This is a genomic window from Pauljensenia sp. 20925_1_27, assembly GCF_041432835.1.
Lineage (GTDB): Bacteria > Actinomycetota > Actinomycetes > Actinomycetales > Actinomycetaceae > Pauljensenia.
Genome location: NZ_JAPWAH010000004.1, coordinates 1 through 21,630, shown reverse-complemented (window position 1 = coordinate 21,630; position 21,630 = coordinate 1). Strand labels below are relative to the sequence as shown.

Here is a 21,630-nt window from a genome sequence, read left to right as displayed (position 1 = left end):
ATGGCACCGACGCCCACACTCGCCCGCCGCGCCCCCGCGCGCGCCCTCATCGCAGCCCTCTCCCTCGCCCTCATCGCCCTGCCCGCACAGGCCCGCGCTGAGGCAGGCGAGGAGACCGCGCCGCAATCCTTTGCAGAGAGTTCCACCGCGGCCCAGTCCGCCGGCGAGACGACGCCGTCCGCCACGCCCAGCCTTGCGCCCACGGGCGCGCCCGAGGCCACCGACCCCAGTGCGAGCGAGCAGGAACGGGGTGCCCCGGCCTCGTCGGTCGCGACCGAACCGCCGACGATGAACGCTCCAGACGAAACCGGTCGGGGAGCGTGGGTGCGCGACTCGATCGGCTGGTGGTGGCGGCGCGCCGATGGCACCTACCCCGCCTCCCAGTGGGTGGCAATCGGGGGTAGCCGCTACTACTTCAACGCCAGCGGCTACATGGCCACCGGCTGGCTGCGCGACGGCAGCGACTGGTTCTACCTGGCGTCCTCCGGCACGCTGCTCGGTGGCTGGGTGCGTGATGGTGGCTCGTGGTACTACCTGGACCCCACCAGCGGCGTGATGCACACGGGTATGACCGGAGTGGATGGCACCTGGTATTACATGGATTCGTCGGGCGCGATGCGCACCGGCTGGGTCAGCCTCGCCGACGGCTGGCATTACTTCGCGTCCAGCGGCGCGCAGATGGTGGGATGGCTGCGTGATGGTGGCTCGTGGTACTACCTGGATCCCACGAGCGGCGTGATGCACACGGGTATGACCGGGGTGGACGGTACGTGGTATTACATGGATTCCTCGGGTGCGATGCGTACTGGGTGGCAGAACCTTTCCGATGGCTGGCATTACTTCGCGTCCAGCGGCGCGCAGATGGTGGGATGGCTGCGTGACGGGGGAGAGTGGTACTACCTGGACCCCACCAGTGGCGTGATGCACACGGGTATGACCGGGGTGGACGGTACCTGGTATTACATGGACTCCTCGGGCGCGATGCGCACCGGCTGGCAGAACCTTTCCGATGGCTGGCATTACTTCGCGTCCAGCGGCGCGCAGATGGTGGGATGGCTGCGTGACGGGGGAGAGTGGTACTACCTCGACCCCAACACGGGCATCATGCGCACTGCGCCCCTCGAACTGAATGGCCACCGCTACGAATTCGACGCCTCGGGCGCATGGCGCGGGTACGAGGCTCCCGCCGGCTACCTGCAGCCCACCGACCACATCACGGGCCTCGGGGACGCGACCAACACGCTCACGTGGGGAATGAACGGCACAAAGGTACGCATCGCCCAGGTGCGCCTCGGCCTGTGGCACGCCAACAAGCTCGCCTCCGTCGACGCATCCTTCGTCGCCGCCGTGAAAAACTTCCAACAGCGTGCAGGACTGCCCGTCACCGGCGTCGTTGACAAAGTCACCTGGGATGCCATGGACACCGGCTACCCGTGGACCGTCGACCAATACCAGGCCACGCCCCTGCCCCTGACCGCCACGCGCACCGAGCGCGTCGAGGCCATGATCGGATACGCGTGGAACCAGACGGGATCGTCCTACACGTGGGGAGGGGCTGGCCCCTACGACCTGGGATTCGACTGCTCCGGCCTGGTCCTCCAGTCCCTCTACGTCGCCGGACTGGACCCCCAGCCCATCAACGTCATCAAGCACGCATGGCCGTCGTATCGTACATCGCAGGAGCTCTACGCCTACCCGTACTTCCAGCACGTGCCCCTCGCCCAGCGCCAGCGCGGCGACCTCATCTTCTACACGACGAGCGGGACCGTCACGCACGTTGCCATCTACCTCGGAGACGACTTGATCGTTCATACCGACTGGATGGGGCGCCCCGCCCGCATGCAGCACATCACCGCCGGATACGGGTGGGATCGCATGACCTCAGATGTCGTGCGGCCGCTGCCGTAAGAGAGACACAAAGCGGGCCGGTCGTGGGTTCTCCCACGACCGGCCCGCCTCTGTCGCAGTAGTGCTGCTCAGCGCCCCAGCAGACGGCGCAGGACACGCTTCGGCAGAGAAACCGTCCGACGCAGCGACCGCTGCAGTGCCGAACCCGCCTCGAGCTGCGCACGCAGAGCGCTCACCTCGCCGCGCAACTCGTGCACCTGCTCGTGCAGGGCCGTCATCGTGTTCAGCATGTTGACGTGCACGAGATTCAACGAGGAATGGAAACCCGAATCCACGCGCCCCAGCTCCTCGCGCATACGGCGGTAGTACTCCGCCGACAGGAGCGCCTGACCCAAGTGCGGGGACGAAGGATCGTCCGTCGCCAGCATCGCGCGCAGGTAACGGTCGCGGATGTGCAGGTTATCCCACTTATGCAGATACGCGTCCGTGACGACAGAGTTGCCCAGCGAGGCATCCATCGTGTCACGGTGATGCCAATAGGCCAGCGGCTCCCCGTCGATGAAACCGACCGGGGAATCCGCCAGCAGTCGCAGGTTGAAATCCCAGTCGGCCTGCGTCTGCAGCGACCCATCCCAGTGACCCACGCGGTCGGCGACCTCTCGGCGAATCAGCTGCGAGATCGGCGGCGTGTAGTTCTCCACCATCATGTCCACGAGGGACAGGCCGTAGTTGTCCGTCGAGAGGACCTCGCGCTCGATCTCGATACAGGTACCGTCGGCGCGCACGCGCTCGCGGACAATCTCGCAGCGGGTGGCGACACCGCCCGCCGACGGATGCTCATCCAGATAGGCGACCGTCTTCTTCAGGAAGTGCGGGTGCCAGGAGTCGTCATCGTCGTGGACCGCATAGTAGGTGCAGTGCGAGGCGGCCAGGCCAGACTCGAGCGCCGCCTCGCGACCATTCGACACCTCGTTCGTGACGATCATGATCTTCGAACGCACGGCGCTCTTCTGTTTCTTGACGATCGAGCGCACCTCGGCCTCGTCGCCGGCGTCGTTGACGATGACCACCTCGTAGTTGTCGAAGCTCTGCGAAGCGATCGACGCGAGGGCACGGGTGAGCATCGCCGGACGATTGCGCGTGCGCACGACGACGGTAACTGTTGCGCTCATGCGGGTTCTTCCTCTTCGGTCGGAGTGGACGAGACGGGTGCCTCCACCTGGCGGTAACGCAACAGGTAGATGGCGCTCGTCAGGGCAAGTGTGTATCCCAGTGAGGCCAGGCCCCACAGGGTCATCGGGCTCAGTGACATGTCGGCCCACCACCACTGGATGTCGCCATTGAGGTTGACCGGTGCGATCCACCCGATGTGGGGAATCCACAGGAGTCCGCGGACATAGCGGGCGATCGTCGTGTGCATGGCGACAGCGTTGACGACACTGAGAAAGACAACAAAAAAGGTGAACTGACCCTTGGTCAGGGAGGACTTCTTGACAGCTGAGGACACCCAGATGAGCAGCAATACACCCAGCAGGGGCAATGTGTAGCGCGCGTGGTATGCGCCCAGGTTAGGGAACGCCGTTGGTGTTGCGACGAGGATGGGGATACCTGCCATCGCGCCAAAAACCATGATCGATGCCAACGCTTTACGCCAGCTCATCGCTCGTGCCCCCAGGAAAATAACGAAACCAAGGACGAGTAGGGCCACAACCGGTGCGTAGCCCGGCAGTGACGTGTCACGCCAGCCGGGTCCGGAGTTCAGTCCCACGAAGCCTGCAAAGTAGTCGGGCAAGTAGCGGAGGTTCGTGAATGCGACGTCGATGCGGTCATGCACAGTGATCGTCGCGTCGCTCGATTGCGAGGCGCTGGAGGCTTGCCCGCTGCCGAGCATGAGCCACACGCCAATCGCGCTGAGAACAGTGGCGACCCCGATCTCTGGGAGATGACGCCTGCGAGCTTCCAGGATGAGGATGCCCAACGATGCAACGAAAACATAGAACGATGCATCGCCGCGAGACTCATAGCACAGGAGTGCGGAGAGGCACGCCACGCCGAGCAGCGCCCAGTGTCGCCATCCACGCGCCTTGAGGCCAGCGTACAGGGCTGCGCCGTAGCAGAAAACGCCCGTAATTGCCCATGATGAGGGATTGTTAGACGCAATGAAATACATGCCCATCGGAGTCCACGCGACCAGTGCTGCTAACGCGATGTTCACCCTGACTTCGCGCTGTGATAAAACGGTAATTGCCCCGATAAGAATGAGGAGGATGACGACGTTAGCGACGCGCATGTGCCACGCGGATCTCTCCACGTTGTGCCCCGCAAACAAGTGGTGGAAGTGGTAGAAGCCAAGAGGATACAGTCCGTCGTCGTAGCGATAGGACGGGTAGGCTGCGTCGTCTGAATACTCTTTGATGCACGCGTGCGAGCGATCGGGGTGGAAGGCTTCACATACTGAGCGTGATGCGGTGAGGGGAGCCATAACGTACCGATCCCCGTCGATCATGGTTGTCTCGCAGGAGGAGTCGACTGGCCGTGGACACCACGTGGACACAAGGTGGTAGTCGTCGTCGGGGGACGATCCTGGGGACGAAGCGAAAACCCAGCCGGTCGCTACAGCAATGATACCGAGGAACAGGAAAGTAACGGCTAGGGGCCGCGCTGCGGTAGAGATGAAACGTTCCCGCGCGGAGACAAGGTGGTCGGCGAGCGCACGTGCCATGAATCGAGCCAATCTGTCCAGAATAGTTACTTCTAATGTACACGACTCCGGGGGGTGCCCGGCGGGTTCGAGGAGGAGGCCAAGCTAGAAGACGACGGGCCAGTGCGGCATGCAGGTCGTGAGCGTGGCATGGGCGTCCGTGGCCTCGGCGAGGGCCTGGGTGTAGGCGGGGTTCGTCTCGGGCTGTTCGCCGCGCTTGAGCGCTTCCTCGGCGGCCTCCTGGTCGGCGAACTCGGGGATGGCGCCGGAGTCGAGGGCTGCGTTGCGCGCAACATACACCGAGAGGGCGTCGAGGGCCTCCTTGGAGGTTTCGTCCGAGGCCGCCTGGGTGAGGCGATCGGAATAGTCGTGCTGAAATGCGGCCGCGAAAGCTTCCCACGCGCGGTGACGCTCGTCCGCGTTGGTTTCCCCCGAGCGCTTGGCCGCCAGCGCCCTGTAGGCCTGGCCGGTCTCGGAGCTGCCCAGGGCCTCGGTGAAAATAGCGTCCATCGCAGCGCATCCGGGCGAAGCCGCATGCAGAGTCGGGCTGGCCGAGCTCGAGGGCTGACCGGGATCTCCGGGCGAAACGGAGACAGCGGGCGTCGACTGTGCGCTCTGGGCATCCTCCGACGGGGAGCACGAGGCCGTGGCGAGCGCGCAGAGCGCAAGCAGCGCAAGGGAGGGAACGAGGCGAGTCACGAGGGGTCCGTTTCTGTTGGGGATGCGTCCAATTTATCAGCGTGGAGTGGCTGGCCAGGGGACCTCCAGCGTGGCGAATAGTGACGTATCCGACGGGGTAGCGGAGGCCAGTGTCAGGGAAAGCGTGAGAACTACGGCATAATAGGGGCAGGAATGGGGTGAGTGGCACCCTCGGACGCCCACGGGCGCGCAAAGGAGAAAACTTATGAAGATCGTTGTGACCGGCGGTGCCGGCTTCATCGGAGCGAATTTCGTTCACACGCTGCTGGAGGATCACCCGGACGTCGACGTCGTCGTCCTGGATAAGTTCACCTACGCGGGTAACCGCGCATCCCTGACCGACGTGCCCGCCGAGCTCGCCGCCCGCCTGAGCGTCGTTGAGGGTGACATCGCTGATGCGGACCTTGTTGATGGCGTCGTCGCTGGCGCAGACGCGGTCGTGCACTTTGCCGCCGAGTCGCACAACGACAACTCCCTCCTCGATCCCTCGCCTTTCATCCAGACGAACCTGGTGGGCACCTTCACCCTGCTGGAGGCCGTGCGCCGCCACAAGGTCCGCTTCCACCACATCTCCACGGACGAGGTCTACGGCGACCTTGAGCTGGACGACCCCGCGAAGTTCACGCCCACCACTCCGTACAACCCCTCCTCGCCCTACTCCTCGTCCAAGGCCGGATCGGACCTGCTGGTGCGCGCGTGGGTGCGCTCCTTCGGCGTCGAGGCCACGATCTCGAACTGCTCGAACAACTACGGTCCCTACCAGCACATCGAGAAGTTCATCCCCCGCATGATCACGAACCGCCTGCGCGGCGTGCGCCCCCGCCTGTACGGCGACGGCCTGAACGTGCGCGACTGGATCCACGTGCGCGACCACAACACGGCCGTGTGGGACATCCTCACGAAGGGCCGCATCGGTGAGACCTACCTGATCGGCGCGAACGGCGAGACGAACAACCGCGACGTCGTCGCCATCCTGAATGAGCTGATGGGTTACGCTCCCGACGACTTCGATCACGTGAACGACCGCCCGGGCCACGACCTGCGCTACGCGATCGACAACTCCAAGCTGGTCACCGAGCTTGGCTGGGAGCCCAAGTTCACGAACTTCCGCGACGGCCTGGCCGACACGATCGCCTGGTACACCGAGAACGAGGCCTGGTGGGCCCCGCTGAAGGAAGCTGTCGAGGCGAAGTACGCCGCCGAAGGACACTGATTCCTTGACTCACGTGACCCGAGGTGAGGCCTCGCCTCGCCCCCGCGTCACCGTCCTCATGGCCACCTACAACGGGATGGCCGAGGACGGCGCGTGGCTCGACGAACAGGTGGACTCCGTGCTCGCTCAGGCGGGCGTGGAGGTCCGCCTCGTCGTGTCCGACGACGCCTCGAGTGATGGCACGCGCGCGCACCTTCAGGAGCGCGCGGCCGCCGATCCTCGGATCACTATCTTGCCCCAGCGCGACGGCACCCCCGGTGTGACGGGCAACTTCCTGCATCTTTTCACGACGCACACCCCTGACGGCTCCTACGTCGCCTTCACCGACCAGGACGACGTGTGGCACGAGGACAAGCTGAGTTCTCAGCTGGCCCTCATGGCTGCGCGCGGGGCCGACGTCGTGTCGTCGAACGTCACCTCGTTCCAGTCGCTGCCCGGCGGGGCAGTGGGGGAGCGGCGCCTCATCCGTAAGTCGCAGCCCCAGCGCGGATGGGACTTCCTCTTCGAGGCCGCGGGACCCGGCTCGACCTACGTCTTCAGCCCGAAGGCCCACGAGACCCTCGTGCGCGTCTTGAGCGACCTCGACTACAGCGAGATCGGCGTGCATGACTGGTACGTCTATGCGCTGGCGCGCTCGATCGGCCTGACGTGGGTGATCGGCGAGGAGCCGACCCTGGAATATCGTCAGCACGGCGGCAACGTGCAGGGCGCGAACTCCGGTTCCGGCGCGCGCGATGCCCGCATGGCCAAACTGCGCAACGGCTTCTACCGCAAGCAGTTTATCCTGACGGCCCGCGCCGCCCAGAAGGTCGGCACCTTCGATGAGCGCCGCGCGCGCCAGCTGTGCGCCATCCTGCGCGAGCTTGAGGAGAAGGGCGTGGCCTCGCGGCTGCGATTCGCCCTGCGCTGGCGTCAGATCCGCCGCGACCCCGTGGAGGGCATCAAACTCGCGGCTGCCCGCGTTCTGGGCGTGTGGTGACGTCTACCGCCGATAGGTGACGAGCCCGCCGTCCGCGTCCTCCGTCGCGAGGATCTGCGCTAGCTTGTCAGGGGAAACCTCGCGCGGGTCGATGATGACGACCGAGCGTCCCTGCATCCACTGATCCAGCACCTGTCCCGCGCCCGTTCGCGCGTCCCACAGCAACGCGACGCGGCGACCGCGCACCGGCTCCGACGGGTGCGAACCGGCCAGGGCCTCGTCCCGGGCTTGCATGAGTATCGGGGGAGTGTCGACGACGAGGCCGTCCGGCTGCGTGGCGATCTCCGCGAGGCCGTCGAGCGCCCCGCCTAAGGGGCCGTCCCATGCGAAGGACAGGTACTGTGCGGGCTGGGCGAGTACATGCGCTCCAGCGTCGATTGCGTCGGAGGCTTCGGAGCCGAGAATATTCGTGACGAAAAGGTCGCCGGGCAGCGGGCGTCGTGTATCGAGGAGCTCCCATCCCATCGCTCGCGCGGCGATCTGCCAGAGGGTGTCCTGCCAGGGTTGAAGAGTCGTGTAGATGCGGGTTGGTGTCGGTTCGCCTGTGCCGAACAGATCCGCGGCGAGTTCGTTTGTCAGGTAGTTCGCGATCTTCGATAGCCACCTGCTAACCACGGGTCCTCCCAGTTCAACCCGCTCCTGGCCGTATTGGGTGAGCGCTGGCCCTGACCATTCGTTAATCGCTGTGATACAGTGGGTGAGCCTGCTCATAGTTTCTGAGGACACATTGTTCATGGTTTCAAGTATATCGAAGGTCCTATGTGTTCCAAGTACTTAGTAACTGTGAAGTCCTTGAAAACAGGCACTGTTTTACCGTTGGGTCAAGCGCTACGGAAAAGGTCTCAATATCGCGAAACCGCTTGACTTCCTGCAATGACACGCGTGTAATTCTCGTATTGATCGATTCGTTATAAGGAGCTCCCGCAATGTGGAACATCTTCGGTGACGGACCCCTGGAGTGGTCCGAGGACGCCGACGCGGCGCTGTACGCCCGCATTGACGGTCCCCTTGCGTGGCAGCAGCACGCGCTGTGTGCACAGACGGATCCGGAAGCTTTCTTCCCTGAGAAGGGTGGCTCTACCCGCGAGGCCAAGGCCGTTTGTCAGGCCTGCCAGGTGCGTGAGGACTGCCTGGAGTACGCGCTGGCAAACGATGAGCGCTTTGGCATCTGGGGTGGCATGTCCGAGCGCGAGAGGCGGCGCCTGCGCCGTATGGCCGGTTGAGCCCGACACAGCGCTCCGTCGGTGCGATCCTCGTCACGAGGGGAGAGGCACCGCTCACTCAGTCCGTCCTGCGGGCCATCGAGAATCAATCGATGGCCCCGCACTCGTTGACCATCATTGACGTCGCAGGTCGCCACGTCACCCCCTTCCCGTCCGAACGCGTTCCCGAGGGAGCGCAGCTCGTTCGCGTCGGTCGTGCCCGCAACCTGGGCGATGCAATCAAGCGTGCACGCGCACAGGGAGCCGCTTTCACCTCGGAACACTGGTGGTGGATCCTGCATGAGGACTCGGCCCCCGAATCCGAATGTCTCGATGAGCTCATTCAGGCGGCCACCGTCGGTAAGACCGTTGGCGCGGTCGGCGTCAAGCAGATGAGCTGGGACGGGAGCCGACTCCTCGAACTAGGTATTTTCGCCACGGCGAGCGCCCGACGGCTCGAACGCGTCGGCGACGACGACATCGACCAGGGGCAGTACGACGGAACGAGCGATGTCCTCGGCGTCGGCACCGCCGGGCTCTTCATCAGCGCCGAGGCCTACGAGGCGGTTGGTGGATTCGACACCGCGCTCGGTCCCTTCGGCGACGGGCTGGACCTGGGGCGTAGGCTCCACCTCGCGGGGTACCGTGTCATCGTTGCGCCCAAGGCGCGCGTGCGCCACGCCCGCGTCTCCCTGTACTCCCTCTCAGGCTCTGCTCCGGAGTCGGATCGCAATGAGCCGACGGGCGACGTGTCCGACGCGATTATCGAGGGGAACGCTGCGACCGACGGATCTTTCCGTAAGCGCCGCTACGCCCAGATGTACAACTGGTGCAAGGCCGTGCCCGCCCTCGTCCTGCCCTTCCTGGCTCTGTGGCTCCTCGTGTGGAGTCCGGCACGCGCCCTGGGGCGGATCTTGACGGGACGCGCCTCCCTGGCCCTGCCCGAAATCGGTGCCCTTCTCTCCGTGATTGGAGCGACCCCGCGTCTGCTCGCCGGGCGTGCCCGCGCGGCTCAGTCGCGTTCCGTCCCCCGTTCTGCCCTGCGCGGCCTCGAGACGGCCCCCGCCTCGCTGCGCAAGGAACCGGCGGGCGTGGATGAGGATGAGAACGGCGAGCGCATTGATCCGCTCATTGTCGCTTCGATGCGGCGCTACCGACTTCGCTCTGCCTCCACCTGCCTCGGCCTCGCGATCGTGACGTCTCTGATTGCTGGCGCGCAGTGGTGGGGAACCTCTGCAGGCCTCGTGGGCGGAGCGTGGGTGTCGCTGCCGGCGACCTGGACGGAGCTGTGGAACGCCGCGTGGGCCGCGTGGGTCCCCGGCGGAGACGGCTATGCCGGTGGCGCGGATCCCCTGACGATTCTGCTTGCCCTCCTGAGTGCCCCCGTCGCGCCGCTCGGCACCACCCCCGGCGCGTTCGCGACCTTCCTGCTCGTGGCCTCGAGCCCGCTCGCGGCCGTCATCGCATGGATTCCGAGCCGCACTCTCGCCTCCTCGCTGCGCGTACGCTTCCTCGCCTCGCTCGCCTGGGCATTCGCGCCCGCACTCCTCCTGAGCGCGACGCATGGCGTCCTCGCGGGCGTGCTCGCCCACATCGCCTTGCCTGTCTTCGCGGCCTTCTGCTTCGGGATACCCAGGCATCTGTTCGTGGCCGGTGCATCCGGCGTTGAGATCGCGCCCGTGCAGCCCCGCGGAGTGAACGCGGGATGCGCGGCGCTCGCCCTCGTCGTCCTCGCGTGCTGCGCCCCGTGGATGCTGCCGCTCGGTGGCCTCGCGCTCGCGTGGCGGTCCCGGAGCCGCCTCCTTGTGGCGCTGCCCGCTCTGACGCTTCTCGTGCCCACCTACGTCTCCATCCTCGCGCGCCCCGCGGCGTGGCCCGCCCTTGCCTCGACGAGCGGGGGAGTGCACGCATACACCCGCGCGCCCTCGTGGATGGCGGCCCTCGGTATGCCCGCGGCCCCCTCGAGCATGTTCGAGGCCGTGGCGCTCGGAATCGTCGGCGGCGGCGCCTTGCTCTTCGGGACGATTGCCCTCCTGCGGCAGCGTTCGCGCGCTCTCCGCATGGCCTACGGGTGGGCTCTCATCGCCTCCGCTCTCGCGTGGGGAGCATCGCACGTCGGCGTCGGGATGTCCGGTGCGTCCGTGGCCTCGGCGTGGGCCTCGCCCGCCCTGTCCCTCGCTTTCATCATCCTGGTCGCGCTGGCCTGTTCGGGGCGCGTCGCTCCTACCGATGCCGCCGCCGACGCCGCTGCCTGGGATGCGTCCCGGCCGTTTGCGCCGCGTGCTCTGGGCGTTCTGGTTGCCGTCGCGATTGTCGGATGTGGATCCGCCGCGAGCGTGTCCGCCGTCGCCGGTCGATCCAACCCCGACGAGGTCCCGACCTTCACGATGTCCCAGCGCGAAACCGTCTCGGCGCTCTCCTCGCCCATTGTCTCCGCCGTTGCCTCCCAGGCGCAGCGTTCGCCGCGCGCCGGACGCATCCTCGTCCTCGATGGCGACCCGACGAACGACACGGTCAACGCCGCGCTGTGGCGAGGAAATGGACCGTCGCTGACAGGGGCGAACCCCGCCGTTCGTGCACTCGCGCTCGCCGAGGCGCGCTCCGGCACCGCCACCGGTAGCCTGAACGACCCGGCCACCGCCTCGCTCGCGCAGGCTGCCTACACCCTGGTCGTTTATCCGGACGACGCGACCGTGCAGACGCTGGCTGCGCACGATATCGACACGATCCTCGTCCCCCTCGGCGCGAGCGGCTCCGCTGCTCTGACCTCCGGCCTCGACCGCGCCGAAGGACTCGAAAAGGTCGGTGACACGACCTCCGGCACCGTCTGGCGCGTACGTCCCGACGGGCTGACGCCGGCGCGCGTGCGCGTCGAGTCGGCCAGCGGCGTGACGACTCCGGTTGGATCCTCGCAGCTGCGTGTCGACGGCGACGTGGACGCTGCAGGCACCCTCGTCCTGGCCGAGCGCGCCGACTCCGGATGGCATGCGTGGGTCGACGGGGTGGCGCTCACCCCCGTTGCCGCCTCCGACGGGTGGTCGCAGGCATTCGATATGCCCACCGCCGGGCACCTGACGCTCACCTACAGCCCGTGGTGGATCATTCCGTGGCGCATCGCTGCGGGCGCGTGCTTGGTCGTTGCCCTCGCCAGCGCCCTATCCGCGTGGAGGAAGAGATGACAAAGCCCCGCATCAGTTCCCTGACGATGCTAGCGGGCGCGGGGATCGCCGTTGCGGCCATGGCCTGCGCCTCCGTGTGGGTCGGTGCATCCCCGAGCCGCGTCGACGGGACGGCGCAGAGCGCTCACCCGTCACAGGTGCGCCTCGCGTGTCCCTCGGGCATCGTCGATCCTTTCGAGACGACCAGCGTTGCGGCCGGTTCCACCTGGTCCTCGCTCGCATCCGCTCCCACGAGCCCGGCGCCCGCGTCCATCACGGGCAACGGGGGAGTCATTCCCACCGCCCTGACCCTTGCCGGCCAGGGGGGAGGCGAACTCGCAGGCCTGAGTGCCGTCGGATGCGCGGCGCCGCGCACCTCGCAGTGGATCGCGACGGGGGCTACCACGTCTGGCGCCGACATGGTCCTCATCCTCTCCAACCCCGGTCCCACGGCCTCGGTCGTCAGCATTGACGGATACGGAGCCTCCGGGCCCCTTAACGCCGCGCCGCGCCAGGTCACCGTTCCGGCGTCCTCCTCGGTGTCGGTGCTCCTCGCGGGATGGTTCCCGGACGAAAACTCCCTCGCCCTCCACGTCCGCGCAGACGGGGGCGGCGTCGCCGCCTGGGTGCAGGCCTCCCTGATGAACGGCGAGATCCCCCAGGGAACCACGCTCGCCTCCGCAGTCGTGCCCGCGACCTCGCAGACAATCCTGGGAGTGGACCCCAAGGGCACGTCGCTGCTGCGCCTCGTATCGCCCTCGGGTGATGCCCGCGTGAGCGTTTCCGTCGCCGATTCGACGGGCGTACACCCCCTTTCCGGCGGTCAGGCGACCGTCGCCGAGGGGACCACCCTTGAGATGCCTCTCGATGGTGCGTCGAGCGATGCTACTCCGATTGCGTTCCTCGTCACCTCGGATCGCGAGGTCGTGGCACAGACGACGACGATCACCGTCGGTGCCCCCTGGGCCGAGCGTCTCAGCGCCTGGATCATGCGTTCCAACGCGAGCCCAGCGACGACGTTCACCGAGGCATCGGTCCCCGGCGTGAGCCAGCTGACGATGATGACCACCTCCGTGCTCTCCTCGATCCCCATTCGCGCCACATCGATTGCCACCGACTCCGGCGTGAACGCCTCGTCCGCGAGCCTCCTCCTGTACGCGGCCGCCGATGCTGCTGGCGCTGCAACCGCGAGCCAGGGGGACGGAGCTCAGTCTTCTCAGCCCGAGCCGAGCTCCACACCCGACATCTGGGCGTCGCCCTCTCCCGTCACATCACAGTCCGGCGCCTCCCAATCCGGCCAGTCGCGCGATGCCCAGTCGAGCGGTACCTCCGCCTCGACCCCGGGAGCTGTTCCGGTGCGCGTGGGAGACCGAACGATCTACCTCGCACCGGGTGTCCCCACCCTCGTCAACCTTCCGGATAGCGCGAGCACCATCAGCGCGGATACCCCGATCCAGGCAGCCCTGGTCATCACCGCGGACACGGCGGTGGGGCGCATGAACACCACGTGGAACGTGGGCACGGAGGGCATTAGCGCCGTTACCGGTGCTATCCGCACCGCTAACTGATCAGCGCATCGCGTCGTCGATCTCGTCCGGCGGCAGCGCCAGAATGTGACTGATCCTCTCGACGAGGAGCCTGCGGGTCATGACCGCGACCTCCTCGGGCGGGCAACGCAGCGTGATCGGTAGGCGGTAGACCACGATCCGGTCGCGCAGACCACGACGTCGATCGGCGGGGAAAATACGCGCGACGACGACGCTGTGAGACTCCCAGGGGGCCGGATTCGACGGCGGAACATCCTCCACGGCGAATTCGATCGTAGACACCTGAGGCCAGCGACTAATGAGCTCAGTGACGAGTTCGCGCACCATCAGATCGAAGTCCTCGCGCCGCGTCCTCCACGCCGGTGTTCCCGGGAAAAAGAGGGGACCGCGAGGACCGCGACCGTGGCGGTTGCGGCTTGAGATGTGGCGGCGCGTGGAAAACACCCCCCCAGGGTAGGCGCACGGCGAGCGGGAGTGGGCCATCGGCGCGCAGAGTGTCGTACTCTTAGGGACGTGATTGCCCAACGCCACTGCTCGAAACCCGGCTGCTCGACCGCCGCCGTCGCCACCCTCACCTACGATTACCGCGATTCAACCGTGGTCGTCGGTCCCCTTGCGACCGTCGCGGATCCCAACTCGTATGACCTGTGCGAGGAACACGCGCAGAATCTCACCGCGCCCCTGGGCTGGCAGGTTGTCCGTCTGGCGACCAACTTTGAACCGGCACCGCCCTCCGGAGATGACCTCGCTGCGCTCGTTGACGCCGTGCGTCGCGTCGCTCAGGAGGCGCAGGCTGAGCCGACTCCCGCTCCTGCCACGCGCAGGCCTCAGACCGGTCCGTTCGGCCCCGCACGCTCCGTGGGCAGCCCCGACACATCGAGCCCGCTCGACCCATCGAGCCCGTACGCGCGCAGGCGCGCGCAGTTCACGGTGGTTGACGGCTCCGAGAAGGACTCCGAGGACTAACCCCTACAAGCCGAAGCGAGGCTGCGTTGCCTCGTGGAATCGCGCCTTGCCGCGCGCGCGACGCTCACACTCGCGCTCCCACTCGCGATCACGGCGGGCCACAAGAATGGCCGCAATCACGATCTCCGGGTGCAGTCCAGCCGGCAGCGGCGTCTGGACACGCTTCAAGAGACGCTCAGCGAGGGAAATTGCGACCTGCCCGCGCAGCTTCGTGTCGATGGAGCGGTTCGCTCCCAGGAACGCGCGAGCCTCAGCAGCGAGGGCATCGTCGAGGGGGAGGATCGTCGCCGAGGCCGCCCACTCCTCGAGCCCGGGAGGCATCACCAGGGGAGGGTAGAAGACCGAGTCTCCCTGAGAGCACACCATCGTCCCCGCGGCGATATCCCCCAGACGCTTGCCCTTCTTGTTGACAAGTTCGGTGAGGAACGCGAGGCCGCCCGACGTCAGCCAGTTTTCCAGGATTCCCACGCCGACGCGTACCGCGCTGTGGCGAGCGGTGATCGCGCCGCCATCGTCGCGTACGACCCGCAGGTTGAGGGCCCACTTGCCGAGCGAACGGCCTTTCGTGGCCACTTCGACCACGAAGGGGACGAAAAACATGACCGAGGCGACCAAGCCGATCACGAACACGCGCACGAGAGAGGCAGAGTCGTTCGACCAGGTACGCGCGGCGCTGATGAAAACGAGGAGCGCCACCCCCAGATACGTGGTGCCGTCGATGACTGCGGCGGCGAAGCGTTCGGGGGGCGAGGCAGGGGTGACGTCGAGGGAGACGGCCTCGCCCGTGCGGACATAGTCGTCTTGAATGACGCGTGATTGACTGCGTTGCGCGCTCATGTATGACACGCTAGTCCAATGGACATCGATGTGCTGCGGGTGAGCGGAAAAACGGAGTGGAAACGCCTCGAGGAACTGACGCGTACCCGCTTTCTGACGGGTGAGCAGATCGACGAGCTCGATCGGCTCTACCGATCTGCCACGACCGACCTAGCGCGCGTACGCACGACCAGCCCCGATCCCGACGTCATCGCGGAACTCTCACGCATCCTGTCGGCAGCTCGCGGGCGCCTGGCGGGAACGGCAGGCATCAGCGCAACCGTGATCGCACGCTTTTTCAAGGTGTCGTTGCCCTACGCCCTGTATCAGATTCGCTGGGTGACGGTGGGCGTCATGCTCGTGTCCATCGCGCTTGCTCTCATTGAGGGTCACTACCTGGTCACGCACCCGGACGCGATGAACCAGCTGGGCACGCCCGAGCAGCTGCGCCAATACGCGAACAGTGACTTCGTCGAGTACTACCACCAGGACACGAATGCGGAGTTCGGACTGTCCGTGTGGGTGAACAACGCGTGGATCGCCCTGCAGGCCGTGGTGACGGGCGTGACCGGCGTGTACCCGCTGAAGATCCTGTGGACCAACGCGACGAACGTTGGGGTGGCCGGAGCCGTTGTGACCGTCTACGCGGGGCCCTGGCACTTCTTCCGTTTTATCCTGCCGCACGGCCTGCCCGAACTGACCGCCGTCTTCATCTCGATCGCAGCGGGCCTGAGGGTCTTCTGGGCACTCCTCGTCCCCGGAGCGGCAACGCGCTACCAGGCGGTGGGCGTGGCCGCGCGTAGCTCCATGACGGTGGCAGCGGGCTGCGCCATTCTCCTCGCGGGCTCGGGTGTCCTCGAAGGCTTCGTCACGCCCTCGCAGCTGCCCGACGCCGTCAAGATCGCCCTGGGGGTGGCGATGACTGCGGCCGTGTGGGCGTACACGCTGATCCTCGGTCGCAGGGCGCACCAGGCGGGCCAGGACGCCGACGTTGGCATCGACGCCGGCTACTACCAGCCGGTCGCGGGCTGACACCGCCCTCGCGGACTTACAGGCGTCCGCTCTTCTTCAACTCGATGTAGCGGTCGGCCGTGCGTGCGGGCAGCAGACCCGCCGAAGCCTGCAGTGTGAGGGCACCCGCGAGGCGCACGTCCGCGGCGCCTGCAGCGTCGGAACGCTCGGCGAGCGCGGCCGAGGCCGCCAGGAATACCGCGTCAGCGTCCTCGCGCCCATTGCGGGCACGAATCTCGTCGGGGTCGGTCGCCGATGCGACGAGCACCGTATGGCGTTTCGTCAGGCGTGCCAGCGCGTCGGTGAACTCGGTTTCCAGCCCGGCGGGCGGGATCTTCGTGGCGATGACAACGAACGCCGAGTGACGCACAGTCTCCTCAACGGCGTCAGCTGCCCTCGACCAGTCGGTGACATCCAGGCGCGGATTCAGGTCGGTGAACACGTGCGCGAGCGTCTCGATGATCTTGGCTCCGCGCACGCCGGAGACGCGGGCGCGCACGCGCGAATCGATGGCTACGACGTGGACCTTGTCGCCCGCGCGATCGGCCAGTGCCGCTAGGAGCAGGGTGGTTTCGATCGAGGAATCCAGGCGCGGTGCGCGGCCCAGCGCGATCGAGTCAACTTCCTCGTTCTCGGGGGCACCGAGCAGCGCCGAGGATGCGCGGCCGCAGTCCACGATGATGACGACGTGGCGGTCGCGTTCGGGACGCCACTGACGCACCATGAGCTCGGTCGAGCGGGCGGACGCACGCCAGTCGATGTCGCGGGGATCATCTCCGACGACGTACGCGCGCAGCGAGTCGAACTCGGTGCCTGCTCCGCGCAGCGTCGTCGGCGTCGTGCCTTCGAGTTCGTGGAGGCGGGCCAATCGCGACGGCAGGAGCACCCGCGCCTTAAACTCCGGCAGCACCGACAGGGTCAAGGGCGCACTGATCGATACCTGGCGCGCGCCCAGGTGCAGGGGACCCCAGGAACGAATCGTAACGACGTCCGCGTGGCGCGTTCCTCGCCTCGTGGGGGACAGGAGTGTCGTGACCTTCTCGGCGGACTTCGGGAGCACGCGCACGCGCCGGAAAGACGGCGACTGACGCAGCGAGGGAGGCCACGCGTCGCGCACGTCCAGGACCATCTGGCGCTTCGTCGTGTTCGTCAGGCGCAGCGAGGCCTCGGTGCTCTGGTCGGCGCGGATCGGGCCGGTGACCTCGCGACTCATACGCAGGGTCCGAGGCGAGGGGGCGGCGAGGGCGTCCAACAAACAGACGAGCACGACGATGCCGCACCACATCCACGCGAAGCCGCGAGAGGGAGCGAAGGCGAGCGGAATAAGGCCCACCAGGACGAGGAGCGCGCTGCGCGCCGAAATCGCCACGGGGAACCTCAGCGAGGAACGGGGGTGGCCGCGAGGACGCCGGTGATGACGTCGGTGGCGTCCACGCCTTCCAGGTTGGCCTCGGCGCGCAGACCCAGCCGGTGCGCGAGGGTCACGGGGGCCATCGTCTTGACGTCGTCGGGGGTGACGAAGCCTCGTCCCTGGAGGAACGCCCACACACGAGAGGTGCGCAGCAGCGCGGTCGCGCCACGCGGAGACACACCCACGCGCACGGCGGCGGACGTACGCGTCGCGCGGCACAGGTCCACCAGGTAGGCCATGACTGCGGGGGAGACCTCGATGCGCGAGGCAGCCTCGTGTGCGGCGTGGATATCGGCGGCACCCGCCACGGGCCGGATGCCGGCCTCAGCCAGAGACATCGGGTTGAAGCCGGCCTGGTGGCGGGCAATGATGTCGATCTCGGCCTCGCGCGAGGGCAGGGGGAGTTCAAGCTTGAGGAGGAAACGGTCCAGCTGGGCCTCGGGCAGCGGGTACGTGCCCTCGTACTCGACCGGGTTCTGGGTGGCGATGACCATGAAGGGGTCCGGCAGCGTGCGCGTGGCGCCATCGATCGAGACCGTGTGCTCCTCCATCGATTCCAGCAGCGCCGACTGCGTCTTGGGGGGAGTGCGGTTGATTTCGTCGGCGAGCAGCAGGTTCGTGAAAACAGGGCCTTCACGGAACACGAACTCGGAATGACCCGCATCCCACACCATAGAGCCCGTGATGTCTGCGGGCATGAGGTCGGGGGTGAACTGGATGCGCGCCATGTCGACGTCGAGGGCTCGGGCGAGGGTACGTACGAGCAGCGTCTTAGCAACACCGGGCACGCCCTCCAGCAGCGCGTGACCACCGGCGACAAGGGCAACGATCAGGCCGGTGATGGCACCATCCTGGCCGACGACGGCTTTACCAATCTCCGCCTTGAGGGCCAAGAGGGACTCCTGCGTGCGCCGCTCGGCCTCGCTCAGCGAACGTCCCGACCAGCCTTCGCCGGTGGGCGCGGAATAGGAGGTGGCCTGCTGGGGCGCACCCTGGGGCGTGCCCTGAGAAGGGGGAGCAGTGGGCGCGTACGAGGCCGGGGCACCCTGCGCGGGCAGCTCACCCTGCGGTGGGTAGACGCCCGGAGCCGCCGAAGGCGCCGGAACCTGGCGGGGCGCACCCTCGGGAGCGGGGCCGGGCTGGGGCACGCCGTTGGACGAGGGGCCGGGAATCGGGCTAGTCATGGCGGATCTCCTTTTCGAGAGCGTCGAGGTCGTGGGCGAGGCGGATCAGTTCCTTCTCGGACGTGGGGGGAGGGCCCCACAAGAGGGCGGTCGAGCGCGACGTGAGCAGGCCTCGTTGCTCAATCGCACGGGTCAGAGCCTCGCGGTCGCCGGTGTGGGTGATGCCCAGTGCGGTCGCGATGCGTGTGGCGCTCGCGCTGCGCAGCGCCGTGGCGGCGTGCTCGTACGCGCGTTGAGAGCGCATGAGACGGGCCTTACCGATGATGGTTTCAGAGGCGGGAACCTCAATGGGGAGATTCTCAGGCGTCAGGGGACCCAGGCGCCTGCCTCGGGCGATGGCGGCGATCAGGCACGCCCCGATCGTGAGGAGGAACGCGGGTGCGAGGTAGGGGGCCTCGGCGCTGACGTCTTTCCCGTGGCCGAGGGTGTCTGTCGCCTGCGGCGAATACCAGGCGACCTTGGGGGTACGCCCGATCGCGTTGATCGCGAGGGCCGCGTTGCCCTCGTCGGTGATCGCGCGGTTTCGCAGGCGCAGCGAATCGGGAATGATCGCGCGGAAACGCCCTGATTCGGCCTTCTCGGCGTATGCGTAGGAGTCGTCATCCCCGGGGAAGCACAGTGCCCAGCCGTGTGCGCTGCTTGCGGTGCCACCGACCGCGTAGGCGGAGGACATCAGTGACTGCGCGCGCGTCGCCGTTTCGGAGTTGCACCTGGCCGTCACGACGCGTGAGCTGTCCCAGTCACGCTTCGCGCGAAGACCGTCGAGGTAGGGAGCAGACGAATCGTACTCCTCCTCAAGCCCGACGTAGACGACGTTCGCCCGAGTCTCGACCGCCTTGGCGATAGAATCGCTCATCCGCGCGGGAAAAATGACGACGAGAGTCGTGTCATCGCCCACCTCGGATGCGCCCTTCGCCCCGACTTCGCGCACGGACACCCCGTGGTCGCCGAGCACCTGAGCGAGCGCGCGGGCACCATCGCCGTGCTTATTACGAATGCCAACGGGCGCGTTGTTGTACCCCATCTGGCTGAGGAAGGCCGAACCGATCAGGGCAATCACCGTGACCGCAATGAGCAGGAGCATCGGACGCGCCGCCGAGAAACGCTCGCGCGCCGTGGGAGTGACGATTGCGACCTGCCGGGACTTCATGACTCGTCCTTCGCGTGGCTACACAGGTCGAGGAGGACCGGAGTAAAGGAGCGCAGCGCGTCCACCTCGTCGCGCGAGATCGCGGCGCGACCGTAGCGGACCTTGTCGAAGGACTCGGCGTATGCGGAGAGCTGCGGGGCGAGGCCGGGGGCGACCCGGGTCGCTGCGTCGGCGGCCTCGCGGGCGGTCAGGCCCGGAGTGGAGGAGACGACGTCGTGGTCATCGAGGCCCAGAACCATGAGACGGTAGGCCCACACGTACGCCAGGTTCCAATCCTGAGCGGCCACGGCCTCGTCGAAGGATGCCTGAACCTGCCGCTCGCTGGTCTCCTCCTCGAAGACGAGGCCCGACTTGCGCCGTCTCGCCAGGCGAATCGGGTTGAGGATGAGCACAATGACCAGGGCCGCGATCACAATGATCGCCAGAATCGCCAGAATCAGCGAGATCGGTGGGGTGCCCTGGCCCTTCCACGACAGGAGCCGGAAGAAATCGTCGATCAAATTCTTCACGAAGCCGACGATCGGGCCACGGATCTCGCCGTATTCGCCCTTGGCAAGCTCTTTGAGGAGCCAGTCACGAGCCTCGCCCTGGTCGGGCGTCAGCGGAACCTCACAGCTGAGCATGGGACTCACTGAGGCTGGACGCTCGCCTGCATGAGGACCGCCGCGAAGTTTTCCTTACGGATACGCAGGTCCGCGTACATGAGCGTCTCGTAGGTGGCAGTGAGCGGCATGACGAGGCCGCTGGCGAAGGTGGTCAGACCCGTTGTGATCGCCACAAGAATCATTGAACCGGTCCCGTTGTCCGCCATGGCGAACGCGGTGACTCCAGTGATACCAGCGATGAAACCACCGATGAAACCGGCGATAAAACCGGCGACGAACGTGACGAGGAAGATTCGTCCAAGCGTCGGCCAGAAGTAGCCCTTGCTCAGGTTCCACGAACGCTTCAAGGACGCGATCGGTCCGATCTCCTCAAGCACCGTGATGACGGAAGCGAAAGCGAACTTGATGTTCAGGAAATAGACGCCGGCGACAACGGGGAGGAAAAGGAAGAGTCCGATGCCTAGGAGGATCCCACCGGTCGAGTCGTCGGCGGCGTAGACGAAGAAGAATCCGACCATGAGGAGGCCCCAGATAATCACCGGGATGGCCGTGACAATGCCGGTCACGATGAACGTGCCGATCAAGGCACCCAGACGGGGCTTAGTCATCGCCCAGGCCTGCGAGAGGGTCACCTTGTTGCCAATCATCATCTGCGACACCGTGGTCGCCAGCATGCCCATGATGATGGTGGTGCCCGCAACCATCGACAGTGTCTGCACTCCCTGAGATGCCAGGCTGGTCAGCAGCAGGACAGCCAAATCCTCCGTTCCCGCCAGCTGCGCCTGAGGGTCGTTTGAACTGGCCGCCGACCCGAGCGCGGTCGGGAGGAATGCAGTCACCATGGAGATGAGGGAGACGACCGCCATGACAGCCATGGTGAAGCCGAAGAGAATCTTCGGATTCTGGCGGATCGCCGCAAAAGAACCGCTCATCAGGTCGCCGATCGAGAGCGGACGGAGGGGGATGATGCCGGGCTTGGCCTCCCATCCCCACTGGTTGGTGTTCACGCTGTAGCCGGAGGCGCCGGGCTGCGAGGCGTAGCCCTGCTGCGCCCCGTAGGCCTGCTGACCGCCGTAACTTTGCTGGCCCCCGTAGCCGGGCTGGCCGCCGTATGCTTGCTGGCCGCCATAGCCTTGCTGC

19 protein-coding genes are annotated in these 21,630 nt (G+C 66.5%); 8 read left to right on the top strand and 11 right to left on the bottom strand.

Translation table 11 applies throughout. The features are described from left to right. Nucleotides 1-1,908 (top strand): NlpC/P60 family protein, encoded by a 1,908-nt coding sequence (locus O3684_RS03875; RefSeq protein ID WP_500065184.1) that lies wholly within the window; start codon nucleotides 1-3, stop codon nucleotides 1,906-1,908. A 68-nt stretch (nucleotides 1,909-1,976) separates the two neighbouring features. Here the strand turns inward: O3684_RS03875 and O3684_RS03870 are convergent, their stop codons facing one another. The 3 genes from O3684_RS03870 to O3684_RS03860 form a co-directional block, all read right to left on the bottom strand. After that, complete coding sequence (locus tag O3684_RS03870) at nucleotides 1,977-3,020, bottom strand: glycosyltransferase family 2 protein (protein WP_500065183.1); 1,044 nt, start codon at nucleotides 3,018-3,020, stop codon at nucleotides 1,977-1,979. Beyond that, complete coding sequence (locus O3684_RS03865) at nucleotides 3,017-4,570, bottom strand: DUF2142 domain-containing protein (protein WP_500065182.1); 1,554 nt, start codon at nucleotides 4,568-4,570, stop codon at nucleotides 3,017-3,019. The genes O3684_RS03870 and O3684_RS03865 overlap by 4 nt, the downstream gene beginning before the upstream one ends. Before the next feature lie 84 nt (nucleotides 4,571-4,654). Beyond that, entirely contained in the window at nucleotides 4,655-5,248 is a 594-nt protein-coding gene (locus O3684_RS03860) for a hypothetical protein (RefSeq protein WP_500063151.1), read from the bottom strand. A 205-nt stretch (nucleotides 5,249-5,453) separates the two neighbouring features. Here O3684_RS03860 and rfbB point away from each other — a divergent pair, with 205 nt between their 5' ends. Beyond that, entirely contained in the window at nucleotides 5,454-6,461 is a 1,008-nt protein-coding gene (gene rfbB / locus O3684_RS03855) for a dTDP-glucose 4,6-dehydratase (RefSeq protein ID WP_500063150.1), read from the top strand. 4 nt (nucleotides 6,462-6,465) lie between these two features. Further along, entirely contained in the window at nucleotides 6,466-7,440 is a 975-nt protein-coding gene (locus O3684_RS03850; protein ID WP_500065181.1) for a glycosyltransferase, read from the top strand. Between the two features lie 3 nt (nucleotides 7,441-7,443). Here O3684_RS03850 and O3684_RS03845 read toward each other — a convergent pair whose 3' ends face one another. Further along, the gene (locus O3684_RS03845) at nucleotides 7,444-8,055 is read right to left on the bottom strand and encodes a hypothetical protein (RefSeq protein WP_500065180.1); all 612 of its coding nucleotides are present in this window, start codon (nucleotides 8,053-8,055) and stop codon (nucleotides 7,444-7,446) included. A gap of 311 nt (nucleotides 8,056-8,366) precedes the next feature. On the opposite strand from O3684_RS03845, the gene O3684_RS03840 reads away from it, so the two are divergent. Genes O3684_RS03840 through O3684_RS03830 form a run of 3 tightly spaced genes read left to right on the top strand, consistent with a single transcriptional unit; the run spans nucleotide 8,367 to nucleotide 13,368 of the window. After that, nucleotides 8,367-8,663, top strand: a complete 297-nt coding sequence (locus O3684_RS03840) for a WhiB family transcriptional regulator (protein WP_016461390.1) — start codon at nucleotides 8,367-8,369, stop codon at nucleotides 8,661-8,663. Further along, a complete protein-coding gene (locus O3684_RS03835) occupies nucleotides 8,660-11,821 on the top strand; it encodes a glycosyltransferase family 2 protein (protein ID WP_500065179.1) in 3,162 nt (1,053 codons plus the stop codon). The genes O3684_RS03840 and O3684_RS03835 overlap by 4 nt, the downstream gene beginning before the upstream one ends. Continuing rightward, nucleotides 11,818-13,368: a DUF5719 family protein gene (locus O3684_RS03830; RefSeq protein ID WP_500065178.1), complete on the top strand. Its 1,551-nt coding sequence runs from the start codon at nucleotides 11,818-11,820 to the stop codon at nucleotides 13,366-13,368. The genes O3684_RS03835 and O3684_RS03830 overlap by 4 nt, the downstream gene beginning before the upstream one ends. Here the strand turns inward: O3684_RS03830 and O3684_RS03825 are convergent, their stop codons facing one another. Then, nucleotides 13,369-13,674 carry a metallopeptidase family protein gene (locus tag O3684_RS03825; RefSeq protein WP_500063145.1) on the bottom strand — a complete coding sequence of 102 codons (306 nt, stop codon included), beginning with the start codon at nucleotides 13,672-13,674 and terminating at the stop codon, nucleotides 13,369-13,371. A gap of 186 nt (nucleotides 13,675-13,860) precedes the next feature. Here O3684_RS03825 and O3684_RS03820 point away from each other — a divergent pair, with 186 nt between their 5' ends. Continuing rightward, nucleotides 13,861-14,313, top strand: a complete 453-nt coding sequence (locus O3684_RS03820; protein WP_500065176.1) for a DUF3499 domain-containing protein — start codon at nucleotides 13,861-13,863, stop codon at nucleotides 14,311-14,313. Nucleotides 14,314-14,316: 3 nt separating this feature from the next. Here O3684_RS03820 and O3684_RS03815 read toward each other — a convergent pair whose 3' ends face one another. Further along, complete coding sequence (locus O3684_RS03815; RefSeq protein WP_500065175.1) at nucleotides 14,317-15,150, bottom strand: RDD family protein; 834 nt, start codon at nucleotides 15,148-15,150, stop codon at nucleotides 14,317-14,319. A gap of 18 nt (nucleotides 15,151-15,168) precedes the next feature. On the opposite strand from O3684_RS03815, the gene O3684_RS03810 reads away from it, so the two are divergent. After that, nucleotides 15,169-16,161, top strand: a complete 993-nt coding sequence (locus tag O3684_RS03810; protein WP_500065174.1) for a stage II sporulation protein M — start codon at nucleotides 15,169-15,171, stop codon at nucleotides 16,159-16,161. Nucleotides 16,162-16,177: 16 nt separating this feature from the next. On the opposite strand, the gene O3684_RS03805 is transcribed toward O3684_RS03810, so the two are convergent. The 5 genes from O3684_RS03805 to O3684_RS03785 all read right to left on the bottom strand — a co-directional run. Beyond that, on the bottom strand, nucleotides 16,178-17,509 hold the full coding sequence (locus O3684_RS03805) for a DUF58 domain-containing protein (protein WP_500065173.1): 1,332 nt from the start codon (nucleotides 17,507-17,509) through the stop codon (nucleotides 16,178-16,180). An 8-nt stretch (nucleotides 17,510-17,517) separates the two neighbouring features. Beyond that, nucleotides 17,518-18,735 carry an AAA family ATPase gene (locus tag O3684_RS03800; protein ID WP_500065172.1) on the bottom strand — a complete coding sequence of 406 codons (1,218 nt, stop codon included), beginning with the start codon at nucleotides 18,733-18,735 and terminating at the stop codon, nucleotides 17,518-17,520. After that, the gene (locus O3684_RS03795) at nucleotides 18,728-19,885 is read right to left on the bottom strand and encodes a DUF4350 domain-containing protein (RefSeq protein WP_500065171.1); all 1,158 of its coding nucleotides are present in this window, start codon (nucleotides 19,883-19,885) and stop codon (nucleotides 18,728-18,730) included. Before O3684_RS03795 ends, O3684_RS03800 begins: the two co-directional genes overlap by 8 nt. Next, the gene (locus O3684_RS03790; protein ID WP_500065170.1) at nucleotides 19,882-20,508 is read right to left on the bottom strand and encodes a DUF4129 domain-containing protein; all 627 of its coding nucleotides are present in this window, start codon (nucleotides 20,506-20,508) and stop codon (nucleotides 19,882-19,884) included. Before O3684_RS03790 ends, O3684_RS03795 begins: the two co-directional genes overlap by 4 nt. A 5-nt stretch (nucleotides 20,509-20,513) precedes the next feature. After that, nucleotides 20,514-21,630 (bottom strand): DUF7847 domain-containing protein (locus tag O3684_RS03785; protein WP_500065169.1); only part of this gene is annotated, 1,117 nt, incomplete at its 5' end.

Bases quoted from the DNA above. Each gene is read 5' to 3' on its own strand.
- O3684_RS03795 (WP_500065171.1), bottom strand. From the start codon at position 19,885: ATGAAGTCCCGGCAGGTCGCAATCGTCACTCCCACGGCGCGCGAGCGT.
- O3684_RS03840 (WP_016461390.1), top strand. From the start codon at position 8,367: ATGTGGAACATCTTCGGTGACGGACCCCTGGAGTGGTCCGAGGACGCC.
- O3684_RS03800 (WP_500065172.1), bottom strand. From the start codon at position 18,735: ATGACTAGCCCGATTCCCGGCCCCTCGTCCAACGGCGTGCCCCAGCCC.
- rfbB (WP_500063150.1), top strand. From the start codon at position 5,454: ATGAAGATCGTTGTGACCGGCGGTGCCGGCTTCATCGGAGCGAATTTC.
- O3684_RS03790 (WP_500065170.1), bottom strand. From the start codon at position 20,508: ATGCTCAGCTGTGAGGTTCCGCTGACGCCCGACCAGGGCGAGGCTCGT.
- O3684_RS03815 (WP_500065175.1), bottom strand. From the start codon at position 15,150: ATGAGCGCGCAACGCAGTCAATCACGCGTCATTCAAGACGACTATGTC.
- O3684_RS03830 (WP_500065178.1), top strand. From the start codon at position 11,818: ATGACAAAGCCCCGCATCAGTTCCCTGACGATGCTAGCGGGCGCGGGG.
- O3684_RS03870 (WP_500065183.1), bottom strand. From the start codon at position 3,020: ATGAGCGCAACAGTTACCGTCGTCGTGCGCACGCGCAATCGTCCGGCG.
- O3684_RS03865 (WP_500065182.1), bottom strand. From the start codon at position 4,570: ATGGCACGTGCGCTCGCCGACCACCTTGTCTCCGCGCGGGAACGTTTC.
- O3684_RS03875 (WP_500065184.1), top strand. From the start codon at position 1: ATGGCACCGACGCCCACACTCGCCCGCCGCGCCCCCGCGCGCGCCCTC.
- O3684_RS03825 (WP_500063145.1), bottom strand. From the start codon at position 13,674: ATGGTGCGCGAACTCGTCACTGAGCTCATTAGTCGCTGGCCTCAGGTG.
- O3684_RS03810 (WP_500065174.1), top strand. From the start codon at position 15,169: ATGGACATCGATGTGCTGCGGGTGAGCGGAAAAACGGAGTGGAAACGC.